The organism is Roseovarius sp. AK1035 (assembly GCF_003288315.1).
In the GTDB taxonomy this organism is placed as follows: Bacteria; Pseudomonadota; Alphaproteobacteria; order Rhodobacterales; family Rhodobacteraceae; genus Roseovarius; species Roseovarius mucosus_A.
On record NZ_CP030099.1, the window covers coordinates 1,958,729 to 1,977,128 of the forward strand.

General features: G+C 61.3%; 19 protein-coding genes. 10 read left to right on the plus strand and 9 right to left on the minus strand.

Going from position 1 to position 18,400, the window contains the following annotated elements; translation table 11 throughout:
* The first annotated feature begins 6 nt into the window (after positions 1 to 6).
* The 3 genes from petB to RAK1035_RS09240 all read left to right on the plus strand — a co-directional run bounded on the left by petB (position 7) and on the right by RAK1035_RS09240 (position 3,416).
* Positions 7 to 1,329, plus strand: a complete 1,323-nt coding sequence (gene petB / locus RAK1035_RS09230; RefSeq protein ID WP_008281823.1) for a cytochrome b — start codon at positions 7 to 9, stop codon at positions 1,327 to 1,329.
* Between the two features lie 10 nt (positions 1,330 to 1,339).
* A complete protein-coding gene (locus RAK1035_RS09235; RefSeq protein ID WP_008281824.1) occupies positions 1,340 to 2,191 on the plus strand; it encodes a cytochrome c1 in 852 nt (283 codons plus the stop codon).
* A 184-nt stretch (positions 2,192 to 2,375) separates the two neighbouring features.
* Entirely contained in the window at positions 2,376 to 3,416 is a 1,041-nt protein-coding gene (locus RAK1035_RS09240; RefSeq protein ID WP_008281825.1) for a fatty acid desaturase, read from the plus strand.
* Between the two features lie 175 nt (positions 3,417 to 3,591).
* Here RAK1035_RS09240 and RAK1035_RS09245 read toward each other — a convergent pair whose 3' ends face one another.
* Both RAK1035_RS09245 and mutY read right to left on the minus strand, forming a co-directional pair.
* Positions 3,592 to 4,731, minus strand: a complete 1,140-nt coding sequence (locus RAK1035_RS09245) for an alkane 1-monooxygenase (protein ID WP_008281826.1) — start codon at positions 4,729 to 4,731, stop codon at positions 3,592 to 3,594.
* A gap of 30 nt (positions 4,732 to 4,761) precedes the next feature.
* Positions 4,762 to 5,823 carry an A/G-specific adenine glycosylase gene (gene mutY / locus RAK1035_RS09250; protein WP_008281828.1) on the minus strand — a complete coding sequence of 354 codons (1,062 nt, stop codon included), beginning with the start codon at positions 5,821 to 5,823 and terminating at the stop codon, positions 4,762 to 4,764.
* Positions 5,824 to 5,905: 82 nt separating this feature from the next.
* Between mutY and RAK1035_RS09255 the strand changes: the two genes are divergently transcribed.
* The 3 genes from RAK1035_RS09255 (at position 5,906) to RAK1035_RS09265 (ending at position 8,516) form a co-directional block, all read left to right on the plus strand.
* Positions 5,906 to 6,415: a DUF721 domain-containing protein gene (locus RAK1035_RS09255; RefSeq protein WP_008281829.1), complete on the plus strand. Its 510-nt coding sequence runs from the start codon at positions 5,906 to 5,908 to the stop codon at positions 6,413 to 6,415.
* Positions 6,416 to 6,442: 27 nt separating this feature from the next.
* The gene (locus tag RAK1035_RS09260) at positions 6,443 to 7,051 is read left to right on the plus strand and encodes a DsbA family protein (protein WP_008281830.1); all 609 of its coding nucleotides are present in this window, start codon (positions 6,443 to 6,445) and stop codon (positions 7,049 to 7,051) included.
* A gap of 115 nt (positions 7,052 to 7,166) precedes the next feature.
* Positions 7,167 to 8,516: an aminotransferase class III-fold pyridoxal phosphate-dependent enzyme gene (locus tag RAK1035_RS09265; RefSeq protein WP_008281831.1), complete on the plus strand. Its 1,350-nt coding sequence runs from the start codon at positions 7,167 to 7,169 to the stop codon at positions 8,514 to 8,516.
* Between the two features lie 83 nt (positions 8,517 to 8,599).
* Here the strand turns inward: RAK1035_RS09265 and RAK1035_RS09270 are convergent, their stop codons facing one another.
* From RAK1035_RS09270 to RAK1035_RS09280, 3 genes are all read right to left on the minus strand, one after another.
* Positions 8,600 to 8,884, minus strand: coding sequence for a hypothetical protein (locus tag RAK1035_RS09270; protein ID WP_008281832.1), 285 nt, complete (start codon positions 8,882 to 8,884; stop codon positions 8,600 to 8,602).
* Between the two features lie 124 nt (positions 8,885 to 9,008).
* A complete protein-coding gene (locus RAK1035_RS09275) occupies positions 9,009 to 10,547 on the minus strand; it encodes an alanine/glycine:cation symporter family protein (RefSeq protein WP_008281833.1) in 1,539 nt (512 codons plus the stop codon).
* 27 nt (positions 10,548 to 10,574) lie between these two features.
* Positions 10,575 to 11,009, minus strand: coding sequence for a universal stress protein (locus tag RAK1035_RS09280; RefSeq protein WP_008281834.1), 435 nt, complete (start codon positions 11,007 to 11,009; stop codon positions 10,575 to 10,577).
* 258 nt (positions 11,010 to 11,267) lie between these two features.
* On the opposite strand from RAK1035_RS09280, the gene RAK1035_RS09285 reads away from it, so the two are divergent.
* Genes RAK1035_RS09285 through RAK1035_RS09300 form a run of 4 tightly spaced genes read left to right on the plus strand, consistent with a single transcriptional unit; the run spans position 11,268 to position 14,630 of the window.
* Positions 11,268 to 11,714, plus strand: coding sequence for a TIGR01244 family sulfur transferase (locus RAK1035_RS09285; RefSeq protein WP_008281835.1), 447 nt, complete (start codon positions 11,268 to 11,270; stop codon positions 11,712 to 11,714).
* Entirely contained in the window at positions 11,711 to 12,430 is a 720-nt protein-coding gene (locus tag RAK1035_RS09290) for a 2-dehydro-3-deoxygalactonokinase (protein WP_008281836.1), read from the plus strand. Before RAK1035_RS09285 ends, RAK1035_RS09290 begins: the two co-directional genes overlap by 4 nt.
* Complete coding sequence (locus tag RAK1035_RS09295; RefSeq protein ID WP_008281837.1) at positions 12,427 to 13,647, plus strand: 3-deoxy-D-manno-octulosonic acid transferase; 1,221 nt, start codon at positions 12,427 to 12,429, stop codon at positions 13,645 to 13,647. The genes RAK1035_RS09290 and RAK1035_RS09295 overlap by 4 nt, the downstream gene beginning before the upstream one ends.
* Complete coding sequence (locus RAK1035_RS09300) at positions 13,644 to 14,630, plus strand: tetraacyldisaccharide 4'-kinase (RefSeq protein WP_008281838.1); 987 nt, start codon at positions 13,644 to 13,646, stop codon at positions 14,628 to 14,630. The genes RAK1035_RS09295 and RAK1035_RS09300 overlap by 4 nt, the downstream gene beginning before the upstream one ends.
* A gap of 4 nt (positions 14,631 to 14,634) precedes the next feature.
* On the opposite strand, the gene RAK1035_RS09305 is transcribed toward RAK1035_RS09300, so the two are convergent.
* The 4 genes from RAK1035_RS09305 to lspA form a co-directional block, all read right to left on the minus strand.
* Positions 14,635 to 15,948, minus strand: a complete 1,314-nt coding sequence (locus RAK1035_RS09305; protein WP_008281839.1) for a M16 family metallopeptidase — start codon at positions 15,946 to 15,948, stop codon at positions 14,635 to 14,637.
* Positions 15,945 to 17,285 carry a M16 family metallopeptidase gene (locus RAK1035_RS09310; protein ID WP_008281840.1) on the minus strand — a complete coding sequence of 447 codons (1,341 nt, stop codon included), beginning with the start codon at positions 17,283 to 17,285 and terminating at the stop codon, positions 15,945 to 15,947. The genes RAK1035_RS09305 and RAK1035_RS09310 overlap by 4 nt, the downstream gene beginning before the upstream one ends.
* Positions 17,286 to 17,359: 74 nt before the next feature.
* Positions 17,360 to 17,872 (minus strand): DUF3035 domain-containing protein, encoded by a 513-nt coding sequence (locus tag RAK1035_RS09315; protein ID WP_008281841.1) that lies wholly within the window; start codon positions 17,870 to 17,872, stop codon positions 17,360 to 17,362.
* A gap of 51 nt (positions 17,873 to 17,923) precedes the next feature.
* Complete coding sequence (gene lspA, locus RAK1035_RS09320) at positions 17,924 to 18,394, minus strand: signal peptidase II (protein ID WP_008281842.1); 471 nt, start codon at positions 18,392 to 18,394, stop codon at positions 17,924 to 17,926.
* Positions 18,395 to 18,400: the final 6 nt, after the last annotated feature.

The following is an 18,400-nucleotide window of genomic DNA, read 5'->3' on the forward strand; positions in this document are numbered from 1 at the left end:
GCGCAAATGTCCGGAATTCCGCACGATCACTACGAGCCCAAGACGAGCGGCGAGAAATGGCTGCATTCGCGCCTGCCCATCGTCGGCTTGCTCTATGACACCATCATGATCCCCACGCCCAAGAACCTGAACTGGATGTGGATTTGGGGGATCGTTCTGACCTTCTGTCTGGTGCTGCAAATCGTTACCGGCATCATTCTGGTGATGCATTACACGCCGCATGTCGATCTGGCCTTTGCCAGCGTTGAGCATATCATGCGCAACGTGAATGGCGGCCACTTCATCCGCTATTTGCACATGAACGGCGCGTCGCTGTTCTTTGTTGCGGTTTATCTGCATATTTTCCGCGGCCTCTACTATGGGTCCTACAAGGCCCCGCGTGAGGTGACATGGATCATCGGCATGCTCATCTATCTGATGATGATGGGTACGGCGTTCATGGGTTACGTGCTGCCTTGGGGCCAGATGTCGTTCTGGGGGGCCACGGTGATCACCGGTCTCTTTGGTGCGATCCCGTTCATCGGCGACTCGATCCAAACTTGGCTTTTGGGCGGGCCGGCGGTGGACAATGCCACGCTGAACCGCTTCTTCTCGCTGCATTATCTGCTGCCCTTCGTAATTGCCGCACTGGTTGCGCTGCATATCTGGGCGTTCCACACCACCGGCAACAACAACCCAACCGGGGTTGATGTGCGCCGCACGTCCAAGGATGAGGCCGCTCGCGATACTGTGCCGTTCTGGCCCTATTTCGTGATCAAGGACCTGTTCGCGCTTGCCGTGATCATGGTGGTGTTCTTTGCGGTTGTCGGCTTTATGCCCAACTACCTTGGCCACCCCGACAACTATATCGAAGCGAACCCTCTGGTCACGCCTGCGCATATCGTGCCGGAATGGTACTTCCTGCCGTTCTACGCGATCCTGCGCGCCTTTACCGGCGATGTCTGGGTGGTGATGTTCGCCAGCTGGATCACCGGTGGCATCATCGACGCCAAGTTCTTTGGTGTGTTGGCGATGTTCGGGGCGATTGCGGTCATGGCTTTGGCCCCGTGGCTTGATACCTCTTCGGTGCGGTCGGGCCGCTATCGTCCGATGTTCAAGTGGTGGTTCTGGCTTTTGGTGATCGACTTTGTGGTGTTGACCTGGGTTGGCGCAATGCCCGCCGAGCCGCCCTATTCGACCATCTCGTTGATCGCGTCGGCCTATTGGTTCGCCTATTTCCTGGTGATCCTGCCGCTCTTGGGCGTGATCGAGAAACCTGAGGCCCAGCCTGCCACCATCGAGGAAGACTTCGATGCGCATTATGGCAAGGCCCACACGCCCGCCGAATAAGAAAGGACGGATGACAATGTTCAAGACAACAGGCATTGCGGCCCTTGTGGCCCTGTCCCTCTCGACTGGCGGCGCATTGGCCGCCGGGGGCGAGGGGCATATCGAGGACGTCGCCTTTTCCTTTGAAGGTCCGTTCGGCAAGTTTGACCAGAACCAGCTTCAGCGCGGTCTGAAGGTCTATACGCAGGTCTGCGCGGCGTGCCACGGCCTGCAATATGTGCCGCTTCGGACCTTGGGGGACGAGGGGGGGCCGCAGCTGCCTCAGGATCAGGTTTTTGCCTATTCCGAGCAGTTCGAGGTGTTCGACCCGGAGCTTGACGATTTCCGGCCCGCCACCCCGACCGACCATTTTCCGGCTGTCACCTCTGCCAGTGCGCCGGACCTGAGCCTTATGGCCAAAAAGCGTGCGGGGTTTCATGGCCCCTACGGCACCGGTCTGAGCCAGCTTTTCAACGGCATGGGCGGGGCGGAATATATATACTCGCTGATGGTCGGGTATCACGAAGCGCCGGAATGCGCGCCGGAGGATTTCACCGGCACGTATAACGCGGCCTTCACCGCCGGTGGCTATCCGGACGAGTGCAAGGATGAGGATGGTCATCACACGGTGCCCGGTAGCTGGATCGCCATGGGTCAGCCGCTCTGGGGTGACGATGTCGAATATGACGACGGCACCGTTGCCACGCTGGAACAGCAGGCCGAGGATGTTGCGGCCTTTCTGATGTGGACCGCAGAACCCAAGATGATGGCGCGCAAGCATGCGGGCCTGACCGGGGTGATCTTTCTGACGATCCTGTCGGTATTGCTCTATCTGACCAACAAGCGGATCTGGGCGCCGATCAAGGGCAAGAAGACAAGCTGAGTGAGTCGACCCATTTTATGAACTGCAAAGCCCCGCAAGGTCGTCTTGCGGGGCTTTTGCGTGACGTAGGGTCATAAATTTCTCAAACGTGGTCAAATAGCGCAGGGGTTAGGGTGACGCAACGTTTGCAAACGCTGGTCAATCCTCTATGAGTTTGGCAATCGGTACCAAAAAAAACAGGCACATGCTCGATCAACCCCACCCCGCCCCGCTGCCACCCGAAACACGTGCTGGCAGGGAATGGGCTCAACTCCTTGCGAAATACCGCGAGCCGAGTTCGCCCCGTGCTGCATTCGAATTGGCCGTGACCGTTGGTCCGTTCCTCGCACTTTGGGGGCTGGCTTGGTGGGCTTTGTCGCTGAGTTATGTGCTGAGTGTCGTGCTGGCGCTTTGTGCCGCGCCGTTCCTGTTGCGCCTCTTTGCGATCCAGCATGATTGCGGCCACGGGGCCTTTTTCAAGAGCCGGTCGATGAATGACTGGCTTGGCCGGGTGCTTGGGGTTGTGACGCTTACGCCCTATGACGTGTGGCGGCATTCGCATTCGATCCACCACAGTTCCTCGGGCAATCTGGGGCGGCGGGGGATTGGCGATATCGACACGCTGACGGTTGCGGAATATGCTGCGCTGACGCCGTTTCAGCGCCTGAAATACAGGGTTTACCGCAACCCGCTGGTTCTGTTCGGGCTGGGGCCGGGGTATATCTTTTTGCTGGAAAACCGTCTGCCGCTCGGCTTCATGGGCAAGGCGCGCTATTGGGTTAGCGCAATGGCCACCAATGCCGCTTTGTTGCTGGTGCTGGGTTTGGTGGGCTGGTTCGGTGGGCTGATGCCGATCCTCTTGATCTTTTTGCCCTCGACCGTTCTGGCGGCGACGGCGGGGGTGTGGCTGTTCTACGTGCAGCATCAATTCGAGACCACCCATTGGGAGGCCGAGGAAAACTGGCAATTGCATGATGCCGCCCTTGAGGGCAGTTCGCATTACGTGTTGCCCGGCTGGCTGCAATGGCTGAGCGCCAATATCGGGATTCACCACGTGCATCACGTCAACAGCCGTATCCCGTTTTATCGGCTGCCTGAGGCGTTGCGCGATCACGCGCAATTGGCGGAAATCAACCGGATGACCATCCGCGAGAGCCTCGCCAATGCGCGGCTCCACCTGTGGGATGAACAGGGACGCCGGTTGTTGTCTTTTGCCGAGGCACAGGCGGTGATCGAGCGCGCTTGACCTGGCCGGTGCGTTGCCTCTCTGACGTGCAAGAGGGGCCGCCAAGCGCATCCATGCAGTTCTTTCTCAGAGGGCTGCACGATCCTTGTCAAACTCCATCAGTTTGACCCGTTGGATACCGCTTACTTCAATGACGACACGACGCGCGCGGCCTTTGGCCCCGGCCCATCTGCGTCTAGCGCGGCATCGGGGTGCTGGCGCGATTATAGGGCCGCCAATTGGTGATCTCGGGGTAATACATCTCGCGCCAGCGGCGCACGCGGGGGTTCATCACCCGCCGCCAAATGGGCGGAACCATGGCGGCCATGGTCATGACCGGATAGCCATAGGGCAATTGCGGCGCGTCCGCCTCGGTATAGTTCTGCAAGAGCGGAAAGCGGCGATCGGGTTTATAGTGATGATCCGAATGGCGTTGCAGGTTGATCAACAGCCAATTTGACGCCTTGTGTGCCGCGTTCCAGCTATGGCGCGGTTGAACATGCTCGTATTTGCCACCACCAAGATGTTTGCGGGTGAGGCCGTAATGTTCGATGTAGTTTACAAGCTCTAGCTGCCAAATCGCGACAAAGGCTTGCCAGAAAAACAGGCCAAGCCCAATCCAGCCGCCGATCAGAACGGCCAGAAGGGCCATGAACCCCTGGAGTGCCCAGTATTTGAAAAACGGGTTCTTGAGGTCGTGCCAAGGCAAGTTGCGGCGGGCGAGCATCTCGGCCTCGGCCTTGAAGGCTGACTGCCAGCTTTGCCGCAGCACGCGCGGGAAAAAGCGGTGAAACCCCTCGTTATAGCGGGCCGTGACGGGATCGCGGGGGGTGCCGACGTAGCGGTGGTGCACCAAAAGATGCTCTGACCGGAAATGCGAATAAAGCACCATGGCGAGCAGAACATCGCCAAGAAATCGCTCGCTTCGGTTTTTCTGGTGCATGAGTTCATGGCTATAGTTGATGCCCACAGTACCGGTGATCACCCCCACCCCAAAAAACAGAAGGATGGTTTCCAGCGGGCTGAGATGCGCGTCGCCCGGGCCTGTGACATACCAGATCAACCAATAGAGCAGGCCAAATTGCAACGGTGCCCAGATCAGGGTGATCGCGCGATACCAGGTCAGTTGATCGTCGCGCGTCTCAAGATCGGCATTCTCGGTATAGAGCCCGAGAAAGGCGTCGAGGATCGAGAAAAAATACCATGTGGTCATAGGCAACAAAAGCACAGTCCAGCCGCCTTGCAATGCGCCCAGCACGGCCACAGGGAGTAAGATAAGCGACATCCAGAAGGGCAGGGCGCGGTGCAGTTGGGCAACCTTGTCGGCGGGTATCATGGAACGGTCCTGAGAAGTTTCGCTCTTGCGTTATGGGGCATAGTTTAGCGCAGCCCGCGCGAGGTCAAAGACCTTTCGCATGAGGGTTGGCAGCTCTGTGGGGCGAAACGCTGCGTCAGATAGGAACATGCCACGTTCGGGGGGCACGCCATCGGGCACAATGGCCACGTGGACGGTGAGGCGGAGGTGGAAATGAGTGAAAGTGTGGCGCGCTTCGGCCTCTAGCTGCTGCCAGTCGGCGGCGATGGGCGGTGTGTGGAGCGGAGATTCGCCCCAGTCGCTGCCGGGCCAGCCCAGCATGCCGCCCAAGAGGCCGCTATCGGGGCGGCGTTCCAAGAGCCACGCGCCATCGGCGCGACGGGCGACATAGGCGTGACCATGGCGCACCGGCTTGGGCGTTTTGGGCTGTTTGCGGGGGAGATGTTGGGCGGTGCCTGCGGCGCGGGCCGCACAGGGCGCACGCCACGGGCAAAGACCGCAGGCGGGGGATTTGGGCGTGCAAATGGTGGCGCCAAGATCCATCACCGCCTGAGCATAATCGCCGGGCCGCAAGCGGGGGGTAAGGCGCGCTGCCGCCTCGGTCAACGCGCGCTTGGCGGTGGGGAGGGGGGTATGGATATCATAGAGCCGGGCCATCACCCGTTCGACATTGCCATCCACCACCACATGCGGCTGATCATAGGCAATCGCGGCAATGGCGGCGGCGGTATAAGGCCCGATGCCGGGCAGGGCGCGCAGGCCGTCAAGCGTGTCGGGAAATCGCCCGCCATGATCGCGCACCACAACGCGCGCGCATTTCAGAAGGTTTCTGGCGCGGGCGTAATAGCCCAGTCCGGCCCATTCCCCCATGACCTGCGCATCCTCGGCCGCTGCAAGATCGGCGACGGTGGGCCAAAGCGTGGTGAAGCGCAGGAAATAGGATTTGACCGCCGCGACGGTGGTCTGTTGGAGCATCACCTCGCTCAGCCAGATACGGTAGGGATCGGGATGGGCACCAGCCGCGCGGGCTGCGGGGCTGATCCGCCAAGGCAGGTCGCGGGCATGGGTATCATACCACGCAAGCAGGCTTTCGGCCTCGGCGAAATAACGCATAGTTTACCCCCTTGCCGCGCAATCGGCTCTGGTATCCCCTGTCACATGCCATAGATTAGCGCCAGTGAGGAGAGCGCCAACCATGACCAGCCGCAAGGCCGCGACATACGGGTTCAAACGCACCTCGGCGTTGCTGCAGACCAGCATACGCCGCGCCTCCGAGAGCCGTGGGTTTGCGCAATCGCGGCTATTGACGCATTGGGCCGAAGTGGTGGGCGACGACATCGCCGCCATCGCGCGGCCCGTCGAAGTGTCCTATGCGCGGCAGGGGATGGGGGCGACGCTCACGCTGCTCACGACCGGCGCGCAGGCCCCGATGCTGGAGATGCAGAACGAAAAGCTGCGCGAGCGGGTCAATGCCGTCTATGGCTACAATGCCATCGCGCGTATCCGCATCACTCAGACCGCGCCCGTGGGCTTTGCAGAGGGGCAGGTGGAGTTCACCCATCGGCCCAAAGTGGCGGCCCTGCCCGTCGTGGCACCCGAGACGTTGCAAACCGCCACGAGCCTTGCCGCACCTGTGACCGACGATGGATTGCGGGCGGCGCTGGAAAGGCTGGCGCGCAACGTGTTAACAAAGTCACAACACTGACTGACCCATCAGACCAAGGATAATGATATGAAACACTTGATCGCAACCGGGGCGCTGGCCCTTGCCATGCTTACCGGCCCCGCCGTGGCGCAAGAGGCGGCCCCGGATACATCGCAAATCGTCGAAATGACGATGGGGCCAGAGGATGCCAAGGTGACGATCATCGAATACGCGTCCTTTACCTGTCCGCATTGTGCCAATTTTCACAAGGGGCCGCTCAAGCAGTTGAAGGCTGAGTATATCGACACGGACAAGGTGCATTTCATCTATCGCGATGTCTATTTTGACCGGTTCGGCCTATGGGCGTCGATGGTGGCGCGCTGTGGCGGGCCAGAGAAATTCTTTGGCATCTCGGACATGATTTATGAGCAGCAGGGGGAATGGACCCAAGGCGAGCCTGCCGCGATTGCCGACAACCTGCGCCGGATCGGCAAGGTTGCAGGGCTGGAGCCGGATGCGGTTGAAGCCTGTCTCAATGACACCGAAAAGGCCAAGGCGCTGGTCGCGTGGTATCAAGAGAACGCCGAGGCCCATGGCGTCGAGTCGACGCCGACGCTGGTGATCAACGAGCAGAAATATGCCAACATGGCCTATGACGATCTCAAGGCGATCATCGAGGAAAAGCTGGCGGAGTGATCCACCGGGCGGGGTTGGGTCGGGATTGCGTATCCCGGCCCGTTTATCCCTCTGGACAGTTTCGCACGGCAGTGGCAGAATTTGATCAAATTCCCTCTACCTGCCGGAGCACCCCATGAAAGACGACAATTTCCTGCGTGAGATGAACGCGCGCCATCTGTGGCACCCGATGGGGCATCCCGGTGAGCAGCAGGCCAATGCACCGAAAATCATCAAAAGTGCCGCAGGCGTGCGGATCACCGATATCGACGGGCATGATCCGGTGGATGCGGTGGGGGGCCTGTGGTGCGTCAACCTTGGCTATTCCAACGATGTGGTGAAGCAGGCGATTTCCGATCAGCTTTGGCAATTGCCTTATTATTCTGCCTTTGCCGGCAGCACCAACCCCGCGGCCATCGAAGCCTCTTATGCGGTGCAGGAGTTCTTTGCCGAGGATGGGATGACGCGCGTCTTTTTCACCTCGGGCGGGTCGGATAGCGTGGACACGGCGCTGCGCATGGCGCGGCAATATCACCGCCTGCGGGGGGAACCCACGCGCACCAAGTTCCTGAGCCTGAAAAAGGGCTATCACGGCACCCATTGGGGTGGCGCGTCGGTCAATGGCAACAACCGGTTCCGGATCACCTATGAGCCGCTGTTGCCGGGCTGTTTTCATCTGCCCAGCCCCTATACCTATCGCAACCCGTTCGATGAGACCGATGGGGCCAAACTGGCGGAAAAGATCGCCGCCGCCATGGTGGATGAGATCGAGTTTCAGGACCCCAGCACGATTGCCGCCTTTATCATGGAGCCTATTCAAGGCGCTGGCGGTGTGATCGTGCCGGATGCGTCCTTTATGAAGCATATGCGCGACATCTGCGACCGCTACGGTATTCTGATGATCTCGGACGAGGTGATCACCGGCTTTGGGCGCACGGGAGATTGGACCGGAGCCCGGCATTGGGGCGTCAAGCCCGACATGATGACCATCGCCAAGGGCATCACCAGTGGATATTTCCCTGTGGGCGGCGTGGTTCTGGGCGACAAGGTCGCCGAGGTATTTGAAAAGGCAGGGCCAGAGGGCAGCATCTGGACCGGCTACACCTATTCGGCGCATCCCGTGGGGGCGGCGGCGGTGGTGGCCTGCCTGTCAGAAACGCTGCGGCTGGATACCAAGAGCAATGCCGCTGTGCGCGGCACGCAGCTTTATGAAGGGGTCAAGAAGCTGGCCGAAAAATACGACATCATCGGTGATGTGCGTGGCGGTCATGGCTTGATGATGGGAATCGAGCTGGTCAGCGACCGCGCGAAAAAGACGCCCATGGATGCCGCGACCATGAAGCGGGTGCATCAGGCGACGTATGAGGCGGGGGCGATGGTGCGTCTGGGGGCGCATAATATCCTGATGTCGCCGCCTCTGGTGATTTCCGAGGCTGAGGTGAACGTGATCCTGTCGGCGCTTGATGCCGGGTTTGCGGCAGCCTGAGCAGGCCATTCTACCTCTGAAAAAGCACGCAAGCGCCTGTTATGGCGCTTGCGTGGCGGCAGTTGAAAAGGCTGGGCAGACAGTCAGCCAAACCGACCCCATGCTGATTTCATGGCTTTGGACATGTTGTCCCAAGCCTCGTCTGCGCCGGTCTTGAAATCTTTCCACGCTTCGATGCTGGCGGCCTCGATCTTGTCATACTGGGCTGCCATCTCGGCGCGTTTTTCGCGCAGCTCTTTGATCTGCTCCTGATACTTGATCTGCATGTCGGCAGACGCCTCGCGCGACTGGGCTTGTAGCTTGTCGATTTCGGCTTTCCATTGATCGAGTTGGGCTTGCAGCTTGTTCTGGTATGTCTCTTTGTCCATAACGGGTCCTCCTTGAGGGAAAATCGTCGTGTCGTTCTGACGTCTACCTATGCATGATCTCTATGAATCCAAAGGGGCCAGCGGACATCCGCTGGCCCCCATGATTGTCAAATCGGGTGAAAAGTTACTCGAACTTCTTGATTTCGCCCGATTTAAGCCGGCTGAGGTAGCTGTCCAACTCGCGTTTGACGATGGGCATCAGGATGTAGAGCCCGATGATATTGACCACTGCCATGGCAAAGATCGCCGCATCCGAGAAGTCGATCACCGGGCCAAGATTGGCGGCGGCACCGATCACCACGAAGATGCAGAAGATCACCTTGAACACCAGTTCCTTGGTCTCGCCTTCGCCAAAGAGATAGGTCCAGGCCTTGAGGCCGTAATAGGACCAGCTGATCATGGTGGAAAAGGCAAAGAGCACGACGGCGATTGCCAGAACATAAGGAAACCAGCTGATCGCACTGCCAAAGGCAGCGGAGGTCAGACCAACGCCCGAAGTGCCGCCGACGGTTTGGATCGCGGTGCCCGCTTCGTTGAGCAGGTAATTGCCATCCGGTCCTGCAACAAGCTGCCCGGTGATGATGATCACAAGAGCGGTCATGGTGCAGATCACCACGGTGTCGATGAAAGGCTCAAGCAGCGATACGAACCCTTCGGTGATTGGTTCCTTGGTGCGCACCGCCGAATGGGCGATGGCCGCCGAACCAACACCAGCCTCGTTCGAGAAGGCGGCGCGCTTGAAGCCCTGAATGAGCGCGCCGACCATGCCGCCCGCAACGCCAAGCCCGGTAAAGGCCCCTTCGAAAATCTGGCCAAAAGCCCAGCCGATCTGATCCGCGTTCATCACGATGATGATAAGCGCCGTGCCGACATAAAGGATACCCATGAACGGCACGACCTTTTCGGTGACCCGCGCGATGGATTTCAGGCCGCCCACGATCACCGCAAAGACCACACCGGCAAAAATCACGCCGGTGATCCAGCCCGGATATGCGCCGACGATGCCCGCAATCTGCTGATGCGCCTGATTGGCCTGAAACATATTGCCGCCGCCAAGCGCGCCAAGGATACAAAAGATCGAGAAGAGCACGGCGAGGATTTTGCCACCCGGCACGCCGCGTTCGGCAAAGCCCTTGGTCAGGTAATACATCGGGCCGCCGGAAACGCGCCCGTCGGGGTATTCGTTGCGGTATTTCACGCCCAAGGTGCATTCGGTAAACTTAGACGCCATGCCCATGAGGCCCGCAAGGATCATCCAGAAGGTGGCACCGGGGCCACCGATGCTGACCGCAACGGCGACGCCTGCGATATTGCCAAGGCCGACAGTGCCCGAGAGGGCCGTCGCGAGGGCCTGAAAATGGCTGACCTCACCGGCATCGTTGGGGTCGGAGTAGTCGCCTTTGACCAATGCAATGGAATGGCCGATCGCGCGAAACTGGATAAAGCCGAAATAGAGCGTGAACACGGTGGCACCAATCACCAACCAAGCCACGATCCAAGGAAAGGAGGTGCCCGGAAAGTTGGAAAAGATCAGATTGACGAACCAGCCGGTTGAACTTGCGAAGATCTGATTGACCTTTTCATCAACGGATTGTGCATGGGCGGGCATGGCAAGCAATGCCGCCCCGACCGCAGCCGCCGCAGGAAATGCGTATCGTTTCATTTTTATCATCCCTGTTGTTTCTATATTTTATGGAACAATGGTGCAGGGCACCGGCGCTGTCTGCACGAGCGCACCGGCGACTGATCCGAACACCCGCGCGCCAATCGCCGACTGACCATCGCGCCCGATCACGATTTGAACGGCGTTCACCTCTTTGGCGATACGGCAGAGCAGATCGGCGGTATTGCCGTAGCGGATCATGGTCTCAACCGGCATCCCGCTGTCCTGCAATTCGGCCACGACGGTGGAAGTGATCGCCTTTTCGGCGCGTTCCATTTCTTCGCGGCGGCGTTTGTGGCGCTCTTCCAGTTCGCTTGCGGTCAGGAAGGAATAGGGCGACCATTCAAGCACATGCGCCAGAACGATGGTGCCGCCCTGAGCGCGTGCGCGGTCTACCGCGAATTCCAAGGCGCGTCGCGATGACACGCTGCCGTCGTAGCCGACGACGAACTTTCCAGACATGACAGGATCTCCCTCGTTGTTGTTGCTTGTCCGGGCATCCTGACGGCGCCCGGTAGGTTACTCTACCAGAGGTTACGTCTGCGGTTTTCCCGGATTTCCCGGTTTTGCAGGCCGAACGCTGTAAATTTCGGCAAAAATCGGGATGTCCTGCAAGAATCTTCGGCTTTGATGCAGAGTTGCGTGCGTGGCGTATCGCCGCGCGCCGCTCTGTCACGGTGACGTCTGTCCCATTGAATCCGGCGGGGGATTTGCGCATAGATGGGGCAAACCCTGCTGGAGAGCCTCATGGACTTGCGCCTGATTACCCAAGATTTCACTGTGTCCCCGCAGATCGAGGTGGCGGATGTGGCCGCTCTCGTCGATGCCGGATATCGTTCGATCCTGTGCAACCGACCGGATGGCGAGGATTATGGGCAGCCTGCGTTTGATGCCGTTGCGGCGGCGGCAGAAGCGGCGGGGCTGGCGGTGCGGTGGGTGCCCATCCATTCTGGGCAGATGACGCAGGCTGCGCTGGACGAGTTTCGCGTGGCGCTAGAGGAGATGCCCAAGCCGATCCTTGCCTATTGCCGCTCTGGCACGCGCTGCACGATGCTGTGGAGCATCACGCGGTTCGAAGACTTGGGTGCGGACGAGATCCTGCGCGCGACCGCGAAGGCGGGCTATGACATGTCCGGTCTTGTGGCGCAGCTTGAACGCCGACAATGACCGATTGGGCCGCCATCGGCCATGACGGAGCGTGCGCGCGCGCCTTTGTGATGCAGGGCGCGCGGATCGTCGAGCAGGCCGCAGCCCCGGATCAAGCAACTGCGCGGGCGCAGCTGCTGTCGATGCCGCAGCGGGTGTTTCGCATCGGTGAGGGGCAGGGGGATCACCTGCCCACGCAGGTGATCCCCCAAGGTGGGCGGGGTCTGGCCCCGCTGGTTCAGGACACCCCGCCCGATGTGATTGACGCTTGGGTGCGCCTTTTGCTGATCGGTCTTTTGCAGGCGCGGGCGCAATGGGATGGGGTGGCTTGGGTGGTCGGGCGCGACCTGAGCCATTGGGTGCATCTGAGCGCGGGCGAGGCGGTGAGTTGCCAGAGCTTTGTGACGCCCCGGCTGGTGCGTCTTTTGGGCGGTGCGGTGCTGCCCTCTGCTGAGGCCATGGCTGATACGCTCAGCCGTCCGGAACGATTGGCGGCGCATCTGCGGGGGGCGGAGGTGCGCGGGGATTCAGCCGCGATCACCGGGCATCTGTTGGCGGCGGAATTGGCGGCGGCGCGGCCCTATTGGCTGGGGCAAAGCGTGGTGCTGATTGCGGATGGATCACAAGCAGAGGGCCTTGCCGGGGCGCTGCGAGAGCATGGGGCGCCGGTCGAGCATGTCGCGCCTGAAAGTCTGACTGCATCGGCCTTGGCGGCGCTTGCCGGGGTGCTGGCGTGAGCCGGTCGCTTAGCCTATCGGCCTATTTGGCCTATGCGCGCCGCGCCGGGCGCGCGGGCCCTGTGCCGGATCAGGTGCGCCCGCCCGGACCCTTGATTTGGGCGCATGCGGTCGATGCGGCGCGCGCGGACACGCTGGTGCATCTTGCGGAGCGGTTGGCGGCGCAGCGGCGCGGCTTGCATCTTTTGTTGACCACATCAAGCACGACCCCGGCCCGGACCGACATGGCGGCATCGGTCATCTGGCAGACAGTGCCCGAGGATAACCTACCCGCCGCTGAGGCATTTTTGGCCCATTGGCGGCCTGATATCTGCGTGTGGACGGGCGGCGATTTGCGGCCTGCGCTGCTGATCTGTGCCTCGCGGATGGCGACCCCGCTTTATCTGGTTGATGCCGACGAGGAAAATCTGGACCGGGCAAGCTGGCGTTGGTTTCCCGACATGCCGCGCGCGGTGCTGGGGCTATTTACGGAAATCCTGACGCGGACCGAAGCGGCGGCACGGCTGGTGCGCCGCTTTGGGGCACCCGAACGGATCGTGACCGTCACGGGCGCGTTCCAAGAAGGCGCGATGACGCTGCCGTTTAATGCCGCCGAGCGCGAAGAGATGGCGGGCCTTTTGCGCAGTCGCCCGATCTGGTTGGCCTCGCGCATCCACCGCGATGAATTGGCAACCGTGCTGGAAACCCACCGTGAAGTCAGCCGTCTGGCGCATCGCAGCGTACTGATCCTTGTGCCGGACGATTTGCAGGACTGCACCGAGATGCGCGCCACGCTGGAGGCGCAGGGTTGGCGGGTGGCGGTCTGGTCCGAGGGCGAGATCCCAAGCGAGACAACGCAGGTGATTCTGGCCGATACGCGGGGCGAGATGGGGCTGTGGTATCGTCTGGCCCCGGTGACGTTCATGGGCTCGTCGCTGGTGTCTGGACAACATGGGCGCGATCCCAATGAGCCTGCCGCGCATGGCTCGGCAATCCTTTACGGCCCCAATGTGGGCCGCTATCTCAATCGCTATTCGCGCTATGCCGAGGCGGGGGCGGCGCGGATTGTGCGCGACAGCCCGACGCTGACAGCGGCGGTGCAGCGGTTGATTGCGCCGGATCAGGCGGCGGTGATGGCGCATGCGGCGTGGGATGTGGCCTCGCGTGGGGCGGCTGTGACTGACCGTATTCAAGATATGCTGCTGGATCGGCTGGACAGGCTGGACGCCGCGCGATGAGCCTGCCCGCCTATTGGTTCACGCCACCGGATCGGCCCGGTTTGCGCGCGCGGCTTTTGACCCCTTGGGCGCTCTGGCGTGCGCGGCGCGGGGGGGCAGATCAGGTTGGCTGGCGTGCGCCGGTGCCGGTGATCTCGGTCGATATGTTGGCGGCGGGGAGCGTGGGCAATTTGCCTGCGGTGCTGGCGGTGATCGGGCAGGTGCAGAGGCTTGGGTTTGCGCCCGTGATCCTTGCGCGCGGGGCGGCGGGGCCGGTTCGGATTGATCCGCGCCGCCATGGTGCAGAGGAGGTTGGGGGCGCTGCGCTGCTTGCGGCCGATTTTGCGCCAACTTGGGTTGCGCCCGACTGGGCTGAGGGCGCGCGGGCGGCCTTGGCGGAGGGGTCTGCCGATTGTCTGGTGATGATGGGCGGGCTGCGCGATCCCGCGTTGATCAAGGACCTGTCCATTGGGGTGGTCGATGCCGTGCGCGGCTTTGGCAATGGGCGGTGTCGTCCGGCTGGGCCACTTGCCGAGCCGTTGGAGGCTGGGTTGGCGCGGGTTCACCTGATGCTGACGGTGGGGCCGCATGCCGCGCAGGCGCGGTTTGCAGCGCTATGGGGCGCGCGGATTTCATCGCCGGTGATGGCGGGCGAATTGCAACCGCTGGAAACGGGCATGGATTGGGCGGGCGCGCGGGTCTTGGCCTTTGCGGGGGGCGAAGATCCGGCGCTTTTCTTTGCCATGTTGCGGGGGCTTGGGGCAGAGCCTGTGCGCTTTGAGGCGTTGGCCACCAAGGAAGCCTATGGTCCGGGCCTATTGGCGCGGTTGGAGCGAGAGGCGTCTTTGCGCCGCGCCCAACTGGTGACGACAGAAGAGGATGCCGTGCGGTTACCACTGGCGTTCCGGCGCAAGGTGCTAAGCCTGCCGATGCGCTTGCAGGTGCCAGACCTTGCGCCGTTGGATGCGGCCCTGACGCAGGTGGGGCTGCGTCAGGACAAATGATCCGTCAGTTGAGGGTGCTGTCCAATCCAACAGGCTGACCCACCACCACAAAGGTCAGCGTTTCCGGATCGAGCAATTCCCGCGCGACACGGTTGATATCGTCGAGCGTGACGGCATTCACCTTGTCATTGCGCGTTACGATGTAATCGGTCGGCAACCCCTCCATCTGCATGCCGACGGCGATGTCGGCGATGGGGCCATTCCCCTCGAACTGCAAAGGGTAGGCGCCGGTCAGATAGGTTTTGGCGTTTTCCAGCTCTTCAGGTGTGACACCCTCTGTGTGGATACGGTCCCACTCGTCACGAATGACAGTGATCGCCTCGGCGACGCGGTCGTTGGCAGAGGCGACAGACCCCATCCAGAGTTGGGCCGCGTCCTTGTCCGCAAGATAGGAATAGACGCCATAGGTCAGGCCGCGCTTTTCACGCACCTCGCTCATCAACCGACTTTCAAAGCCGCCACCGCCAAGGATGTGGTTGAGGATATAGGCGGCAAAGAAATCGGGATCGTCGCGGTCGATGCCAGGTTGGGCAAAGGCGACAATGGATTGCGGTGTCGCAAAATCCGTGACCTTCACACCGCCCGGCAGATTGGGCGCGACATTGCCCGGCAGCGGTGCGCCGCTTTCGGGCAGGTCGCCAAGCAGGCTATCGAGAAGGGCGGCAAGCTCTGCCTCGGTGATGTCGCCCACGGCAGAGACATAAAGCCTGTCACGGGCCAGAGCGCCCTGATGTGCGGCCAAAATATCGTCGCGGGTAAGGGCCGTGACACTCTCGATGGTGCCGTCAAGCGATGAGCCATAGGGATGATCGCCGAACACGAGGCTGTCAAACGCTTGTCCGACGATATCGCGCGGATCGGTTTGCGACGCGTTGATGATCGACAGGATCTGGGCGCGCACACGCTCGATGGCGTCGGGATCAAAGCGCGGCTCTACGAGGCTTGACCGCAGGAGATCCACCGCTTGATCGCGGTTTTCGGTCAGAAACCGGGCTGAGACGCTGACGCGGTCGTCATTGACGGAATAGCGGAAATCGGCGGCGAGGGATTCAGAGGCGCGCGCAAAGCCCTGCGCGTCCATCTCGGCGGCGCCTTCCTCAAGCAGGCCGACCATGAGATTGGTCACGCCGCGCTTGCCCTCCGGATCAAGAGAGCCGCCGCCGCGAAAGCGCAATTCAAGCGCCACGAAGGGGATCGAGTGATCCTCGACCAGCCAAGCCTCAAGCCCGCCGGGCGTGGTGATTTCCCTGACCTCGATTTCAGCGCGCGCGGGCAGCGCAGCCAGCAAAAGAACGAAACTCAGAACGAAACGGATCATTGCGTGACCTCCGGTGCCATAAGCCAGCCTGTGACAGATTGCGTGCGATCCAGCACGTCGCGTGCGGCCTGCAGGATGTCTTCTTCGGTTGTGGCCTGAAGGATCGCGGGCCACGCCTGCACATCGGCCACGGTCAGCCCCTGTGTCAGCGCCTGACCATAGCGATTGGCCAAGCCGCCGGCATCGTCACGGGCATAGGTTTCCGAGGCGCGGAATTGCGTCTTGATACGCTCAAGCTGTTCGGCATCCACGCCTGTTTCCAGGAATGTCAGAAGCGCCTCGTCCATCGCCGCCTCGGCCTGTTCCAGTGTGACACCGGGGGCGGGCACGACAAAGAGGTCAAAGGTGGTGTCATCCAGCGACAGGCCCGAATAAGACGCGCCAACCTGCACCGCTGTCTGGTTCTGGAATTGCAGTTTCTCGGCCAGAAGGGATGTTTGACCGCCACCCAGAATATCGGCCAGCAGGGTCAGCGCTGCGGCCTTTTCCTGTGCGCCGCTGTCACGCTCGGGGGCGAGATAGGAGCGGGTCACATAGGGTTGCGACACGCGCGCGTCGCGCATCGTGATCCGCCGCTCGGCAAGTTGTGGCGGCTCTTGCGGGCGGGCGCGCTCGGGCAGGGCAGGATTGGCAGGGATGGGGCCGTAATAGGTGTCGGCCAGAGCGCGCACCGCGTCAGGCGTGACATCACCCGCGATGATCAGGATGGCGTTATTGGGGGCGTAGAATGTTCGATAGAAGTCAAGCGCCGCGTCAAGATCGAGGGCCTCCATCTCGTGCCGCCAGCCGATGATCGGCACACCGTAGCGGTGATTGAGATACTGCGTCGCGTTCTTTTGCTCACGGAACAGCGCGCCGGGGCTGTTTTCGACCCGTTGATTGCGTTCTTCGATGATCACATCGCGCTCGGTCAGGATATCGGCCTCGTCGAGCTGCAGATTGGTCATACGGTCCGATTCCATCCGCATGACCAACTCCAGCCGGTCGGCGGCGATACGCTGGAAATAGGCGGTGTAATCATAGCTGGTAAAGGCGTTGTCCGAGCCGCCATTGCGCGCCACGGTGGCGGAAAATTCGCCGGGTTCCATGGTCTTGGTGCCCTTGAAGAGCAAATGTTCAAGAAAATGTGCAACGCCCGAGACGCCCGGCGTTTCGTCGGCAGACCCGGCGCGATACCACAGCATTTGCGTGACGACTGGGGCGCGGTGATCCTTGATCACCACCACATCAAGCCCGTTGTCGAGCGTGAAATGCGTCACCTGATCGGTGGTCGAGGCTGATACTGGGGCCGCGAGCGGTAAGAGGGCCAGCGTCAGCCCGGCAAGGAAATGTCGCATTTACGGTCTCCGGTCTAAGTCGCATTTGATCAAGTAGATACGCCTTGGCCGCGCCGTTTCAAGCGGTTGGGTGTTCACTCTGGCGGGGGCGGGCTTGCCGGGGTGAGAACGCCGCGGTTGCGCAGACGTTGTTCCTCTGAATAGGCATCCAGCCATTCGCGGCGGTAGGCCTGAACATAATCGTCGCCGGGCAGGAAGCGCAGCACGTCGACGCGGCCATGCGCCTGACGCAGGGCCTTGTCCTCGGCGGCGAGGGTCTGGCGGATGGCGGGGGTGGCCCCGTAACGGTTCGCGTGATTGACGAGCGCGCCATTGCCTGCGACCCCACCTGCCGAATTGCCCCCCAAGGCGGCCAAACCATCGGCGAGCGGGTTTTGATCCGTCAGATTTGCGCCACCGGGGTTCGGGGCAGGCAGGCTGGCCAAATCCTCGGGTGTTTGCAAGGGCTTGCCGGGAATAATGGAAAACTCGTCAGGCCCGTTTCCGGTATGACGAATCTTGCTGAGCGTGACGTCGTCGCGCCCGCCGCACCCGGCCACGAAAGTGGCCACAAGAAGGGTCAGAACTGTTTTTCGCGGCATCGCCATCGCCACTCTCCTGCAAGGTCATGGGAGCCTTATCGCATTCAAAGCCCGAGGTCACGAGGGCTTTTTGCCAGACGGCAGCAGAACCATACCAAAGGCCCCGACGAAAACCGCAATGTCGGCCACGTTAAACGCATAAGGATTGGTAAAGCCGCAGCAAGACATATTAAGGAAATCCGCCACCGCGCCATAGATCAGCCGGTCGATCACATTACCGAGAGCGCCGCCAACCAGCAGCCCCGCCGCCAAGCGGTGCCAGCGGCCCAGGGGTTCGGTATGCACCCACCAGAGCACTGCGCCTGCGATGACCAGCGCTACCGCGATCAGCACCCAGCGTGTGACCGGATCATCACCGGCGAGAATCCCGAAATTGATGCCGTAGTTCCACGCCATGCGGAGGTTGATAAACGGCGGCCACAGGTCAATCGCCCCGAGACTGCGCAGGTCCATCGCATGTACCACAAGATATTTCGTGGCCTGATCCAGCAGGAAGATCCAGAATGCTGTCCAGAAAACAATCCGCATCGGCGC

What these genes read in the sequence shown, in the direction of transcription:
- RAK1035_RS09260 (WP_008281830.1), top strand. Translation starts at nt 6,443, where the DNA reads ATGAAACACTTGATCGCAACCGGGGCGCTGGCCCTTGCCATGCTTACC.
- RAK1035_RS09265 (WP_008281831.1), top strand. Translation starts at nt 7,167, where the DNA reads ATGAAAGACGACAATTTCCTGCGTGAGATGAACGCGCGCCATCTGTGG.
- RAK1035_RS09240 (WP_008281825.1), top strand. Translation starts at nt 2,376, where the DNA reads ATGCTCGATCAACCCCACCCCGCCCCGCTGCCACCCGAAACACGTGCT.
- RAK1035_RS09255 (WP_008281829.1), top strand. Translation starts at nt 5,906, where the DNA reads ATGACCAGCCGCAAGGCCGCGACATACGGGTTCAAACGCACCTCGGCG.
- RAK1035_RS09285 (WP_008281835.1), top strand. Translation starts at nt 11,268, where the DNA reads ATGGGGCAAACCCTGCTGGAGAGCCTCATGGACTTGCGCCTGATTACC.
- RAK1035_RS09270 (WP_008281832.1), bottom strand. Translation starts at nt 8,884, where the DNA reads ATGGACAAAGAGACATACCAGAACAAGCTGCAAGCCCAACTCGATCAA.
- petB (WP_008281823.1), top strand. Translation starts at nt 7, where the DNA reads ATGTCCGGAATTCCGCACGATCACTACGAGCCCAAGACGAGCGGCGAG.
- RAK1035_RS09300 (WP_008281838.1), top strand. Translation starts at nt 13,644, where the DNA reads ATGAGCCTGCCCGCCTATTGGTTCACGCCACCGGATCGGCCCGGTTTG.
- RAK1035_RS09280 (WP_008281834.1), bottom strand. Translation starts at nt 11,009, where the DNA reads ATGTCTGGAAAGTTCGTCGTCGGCTACGACGGCAGCGTGTCATCGCGA.
- RAK1035_RS09275 (WP_008281833.1), bottom strand. Translation starts at nt 10,547, where the DNA reads ATGAAACGATACGCATTTCCTGCGGCGGCTGCGGTCGGGGCGGCATTG.
- RAK1035_RS09245 (WP_008281826.1), bottom strand. Translation starts at nt 4,731, where the DNA reads ATGATACCCGCCGACAAGGTTGCCCAACTGCACCGCGCCCTGCCCTTC.
- mutY (WP_008281828.1), bottom strand. Translation starts at nt 5,823, where the DNA reads ATGCGTTATTTCGCCGAGGCCGAAAGCCTGCTTGCGTGGTATGATACC.
- RAK1035_RS09305 (WP_008281839.1), bottom strand. Translation starts at nt 15,948, where the DNA reads ATGATCCGTTTCGTTCTGAGTTTCGTTCTTTTGCTGGCTGCGCTGCCC.
- RAK1035_RS09315 (WP_008281841.1), bottom strand. Translation starts at nt 17,872, where the DNA reads ATGGCGATGCCGCGAAAAACAGTTCTGACCCTTCTTGTGGCCACTTTC.
- lspA (WP_008281842.1), bottom strand. Translation starts at nt 18,394, where the DNA reads ATGCGGATTGTTTTCTGGACAGCATTCTGGATCTTCCTGCTGGATCAG.
- RAK1035_RS09235 (WP_008281824.1), top strand. Translation starts at nt 1,340, where the DNA reads ATGACAATGTTCAAGACAACAGGCATTGCGGCCCTTGTGGCCCTGTCC.
- RAK1035_RS09310 (WP_008281840.1), bottom strand. Translation starts at nt 17,285, where the DNA reads ATGCGACATTTCCTTGCCGGGCTGACGCTGGCCCTCTTACCGCTCGCG.
- RAK1035_RS09290 (WP_008281836.1), top strand. Translation starts at nt 11,711, where the DNA reads ATGACCGATTGGGCCGCCATCGGCCATGACGGAGCGTGCGCGCGCGCC.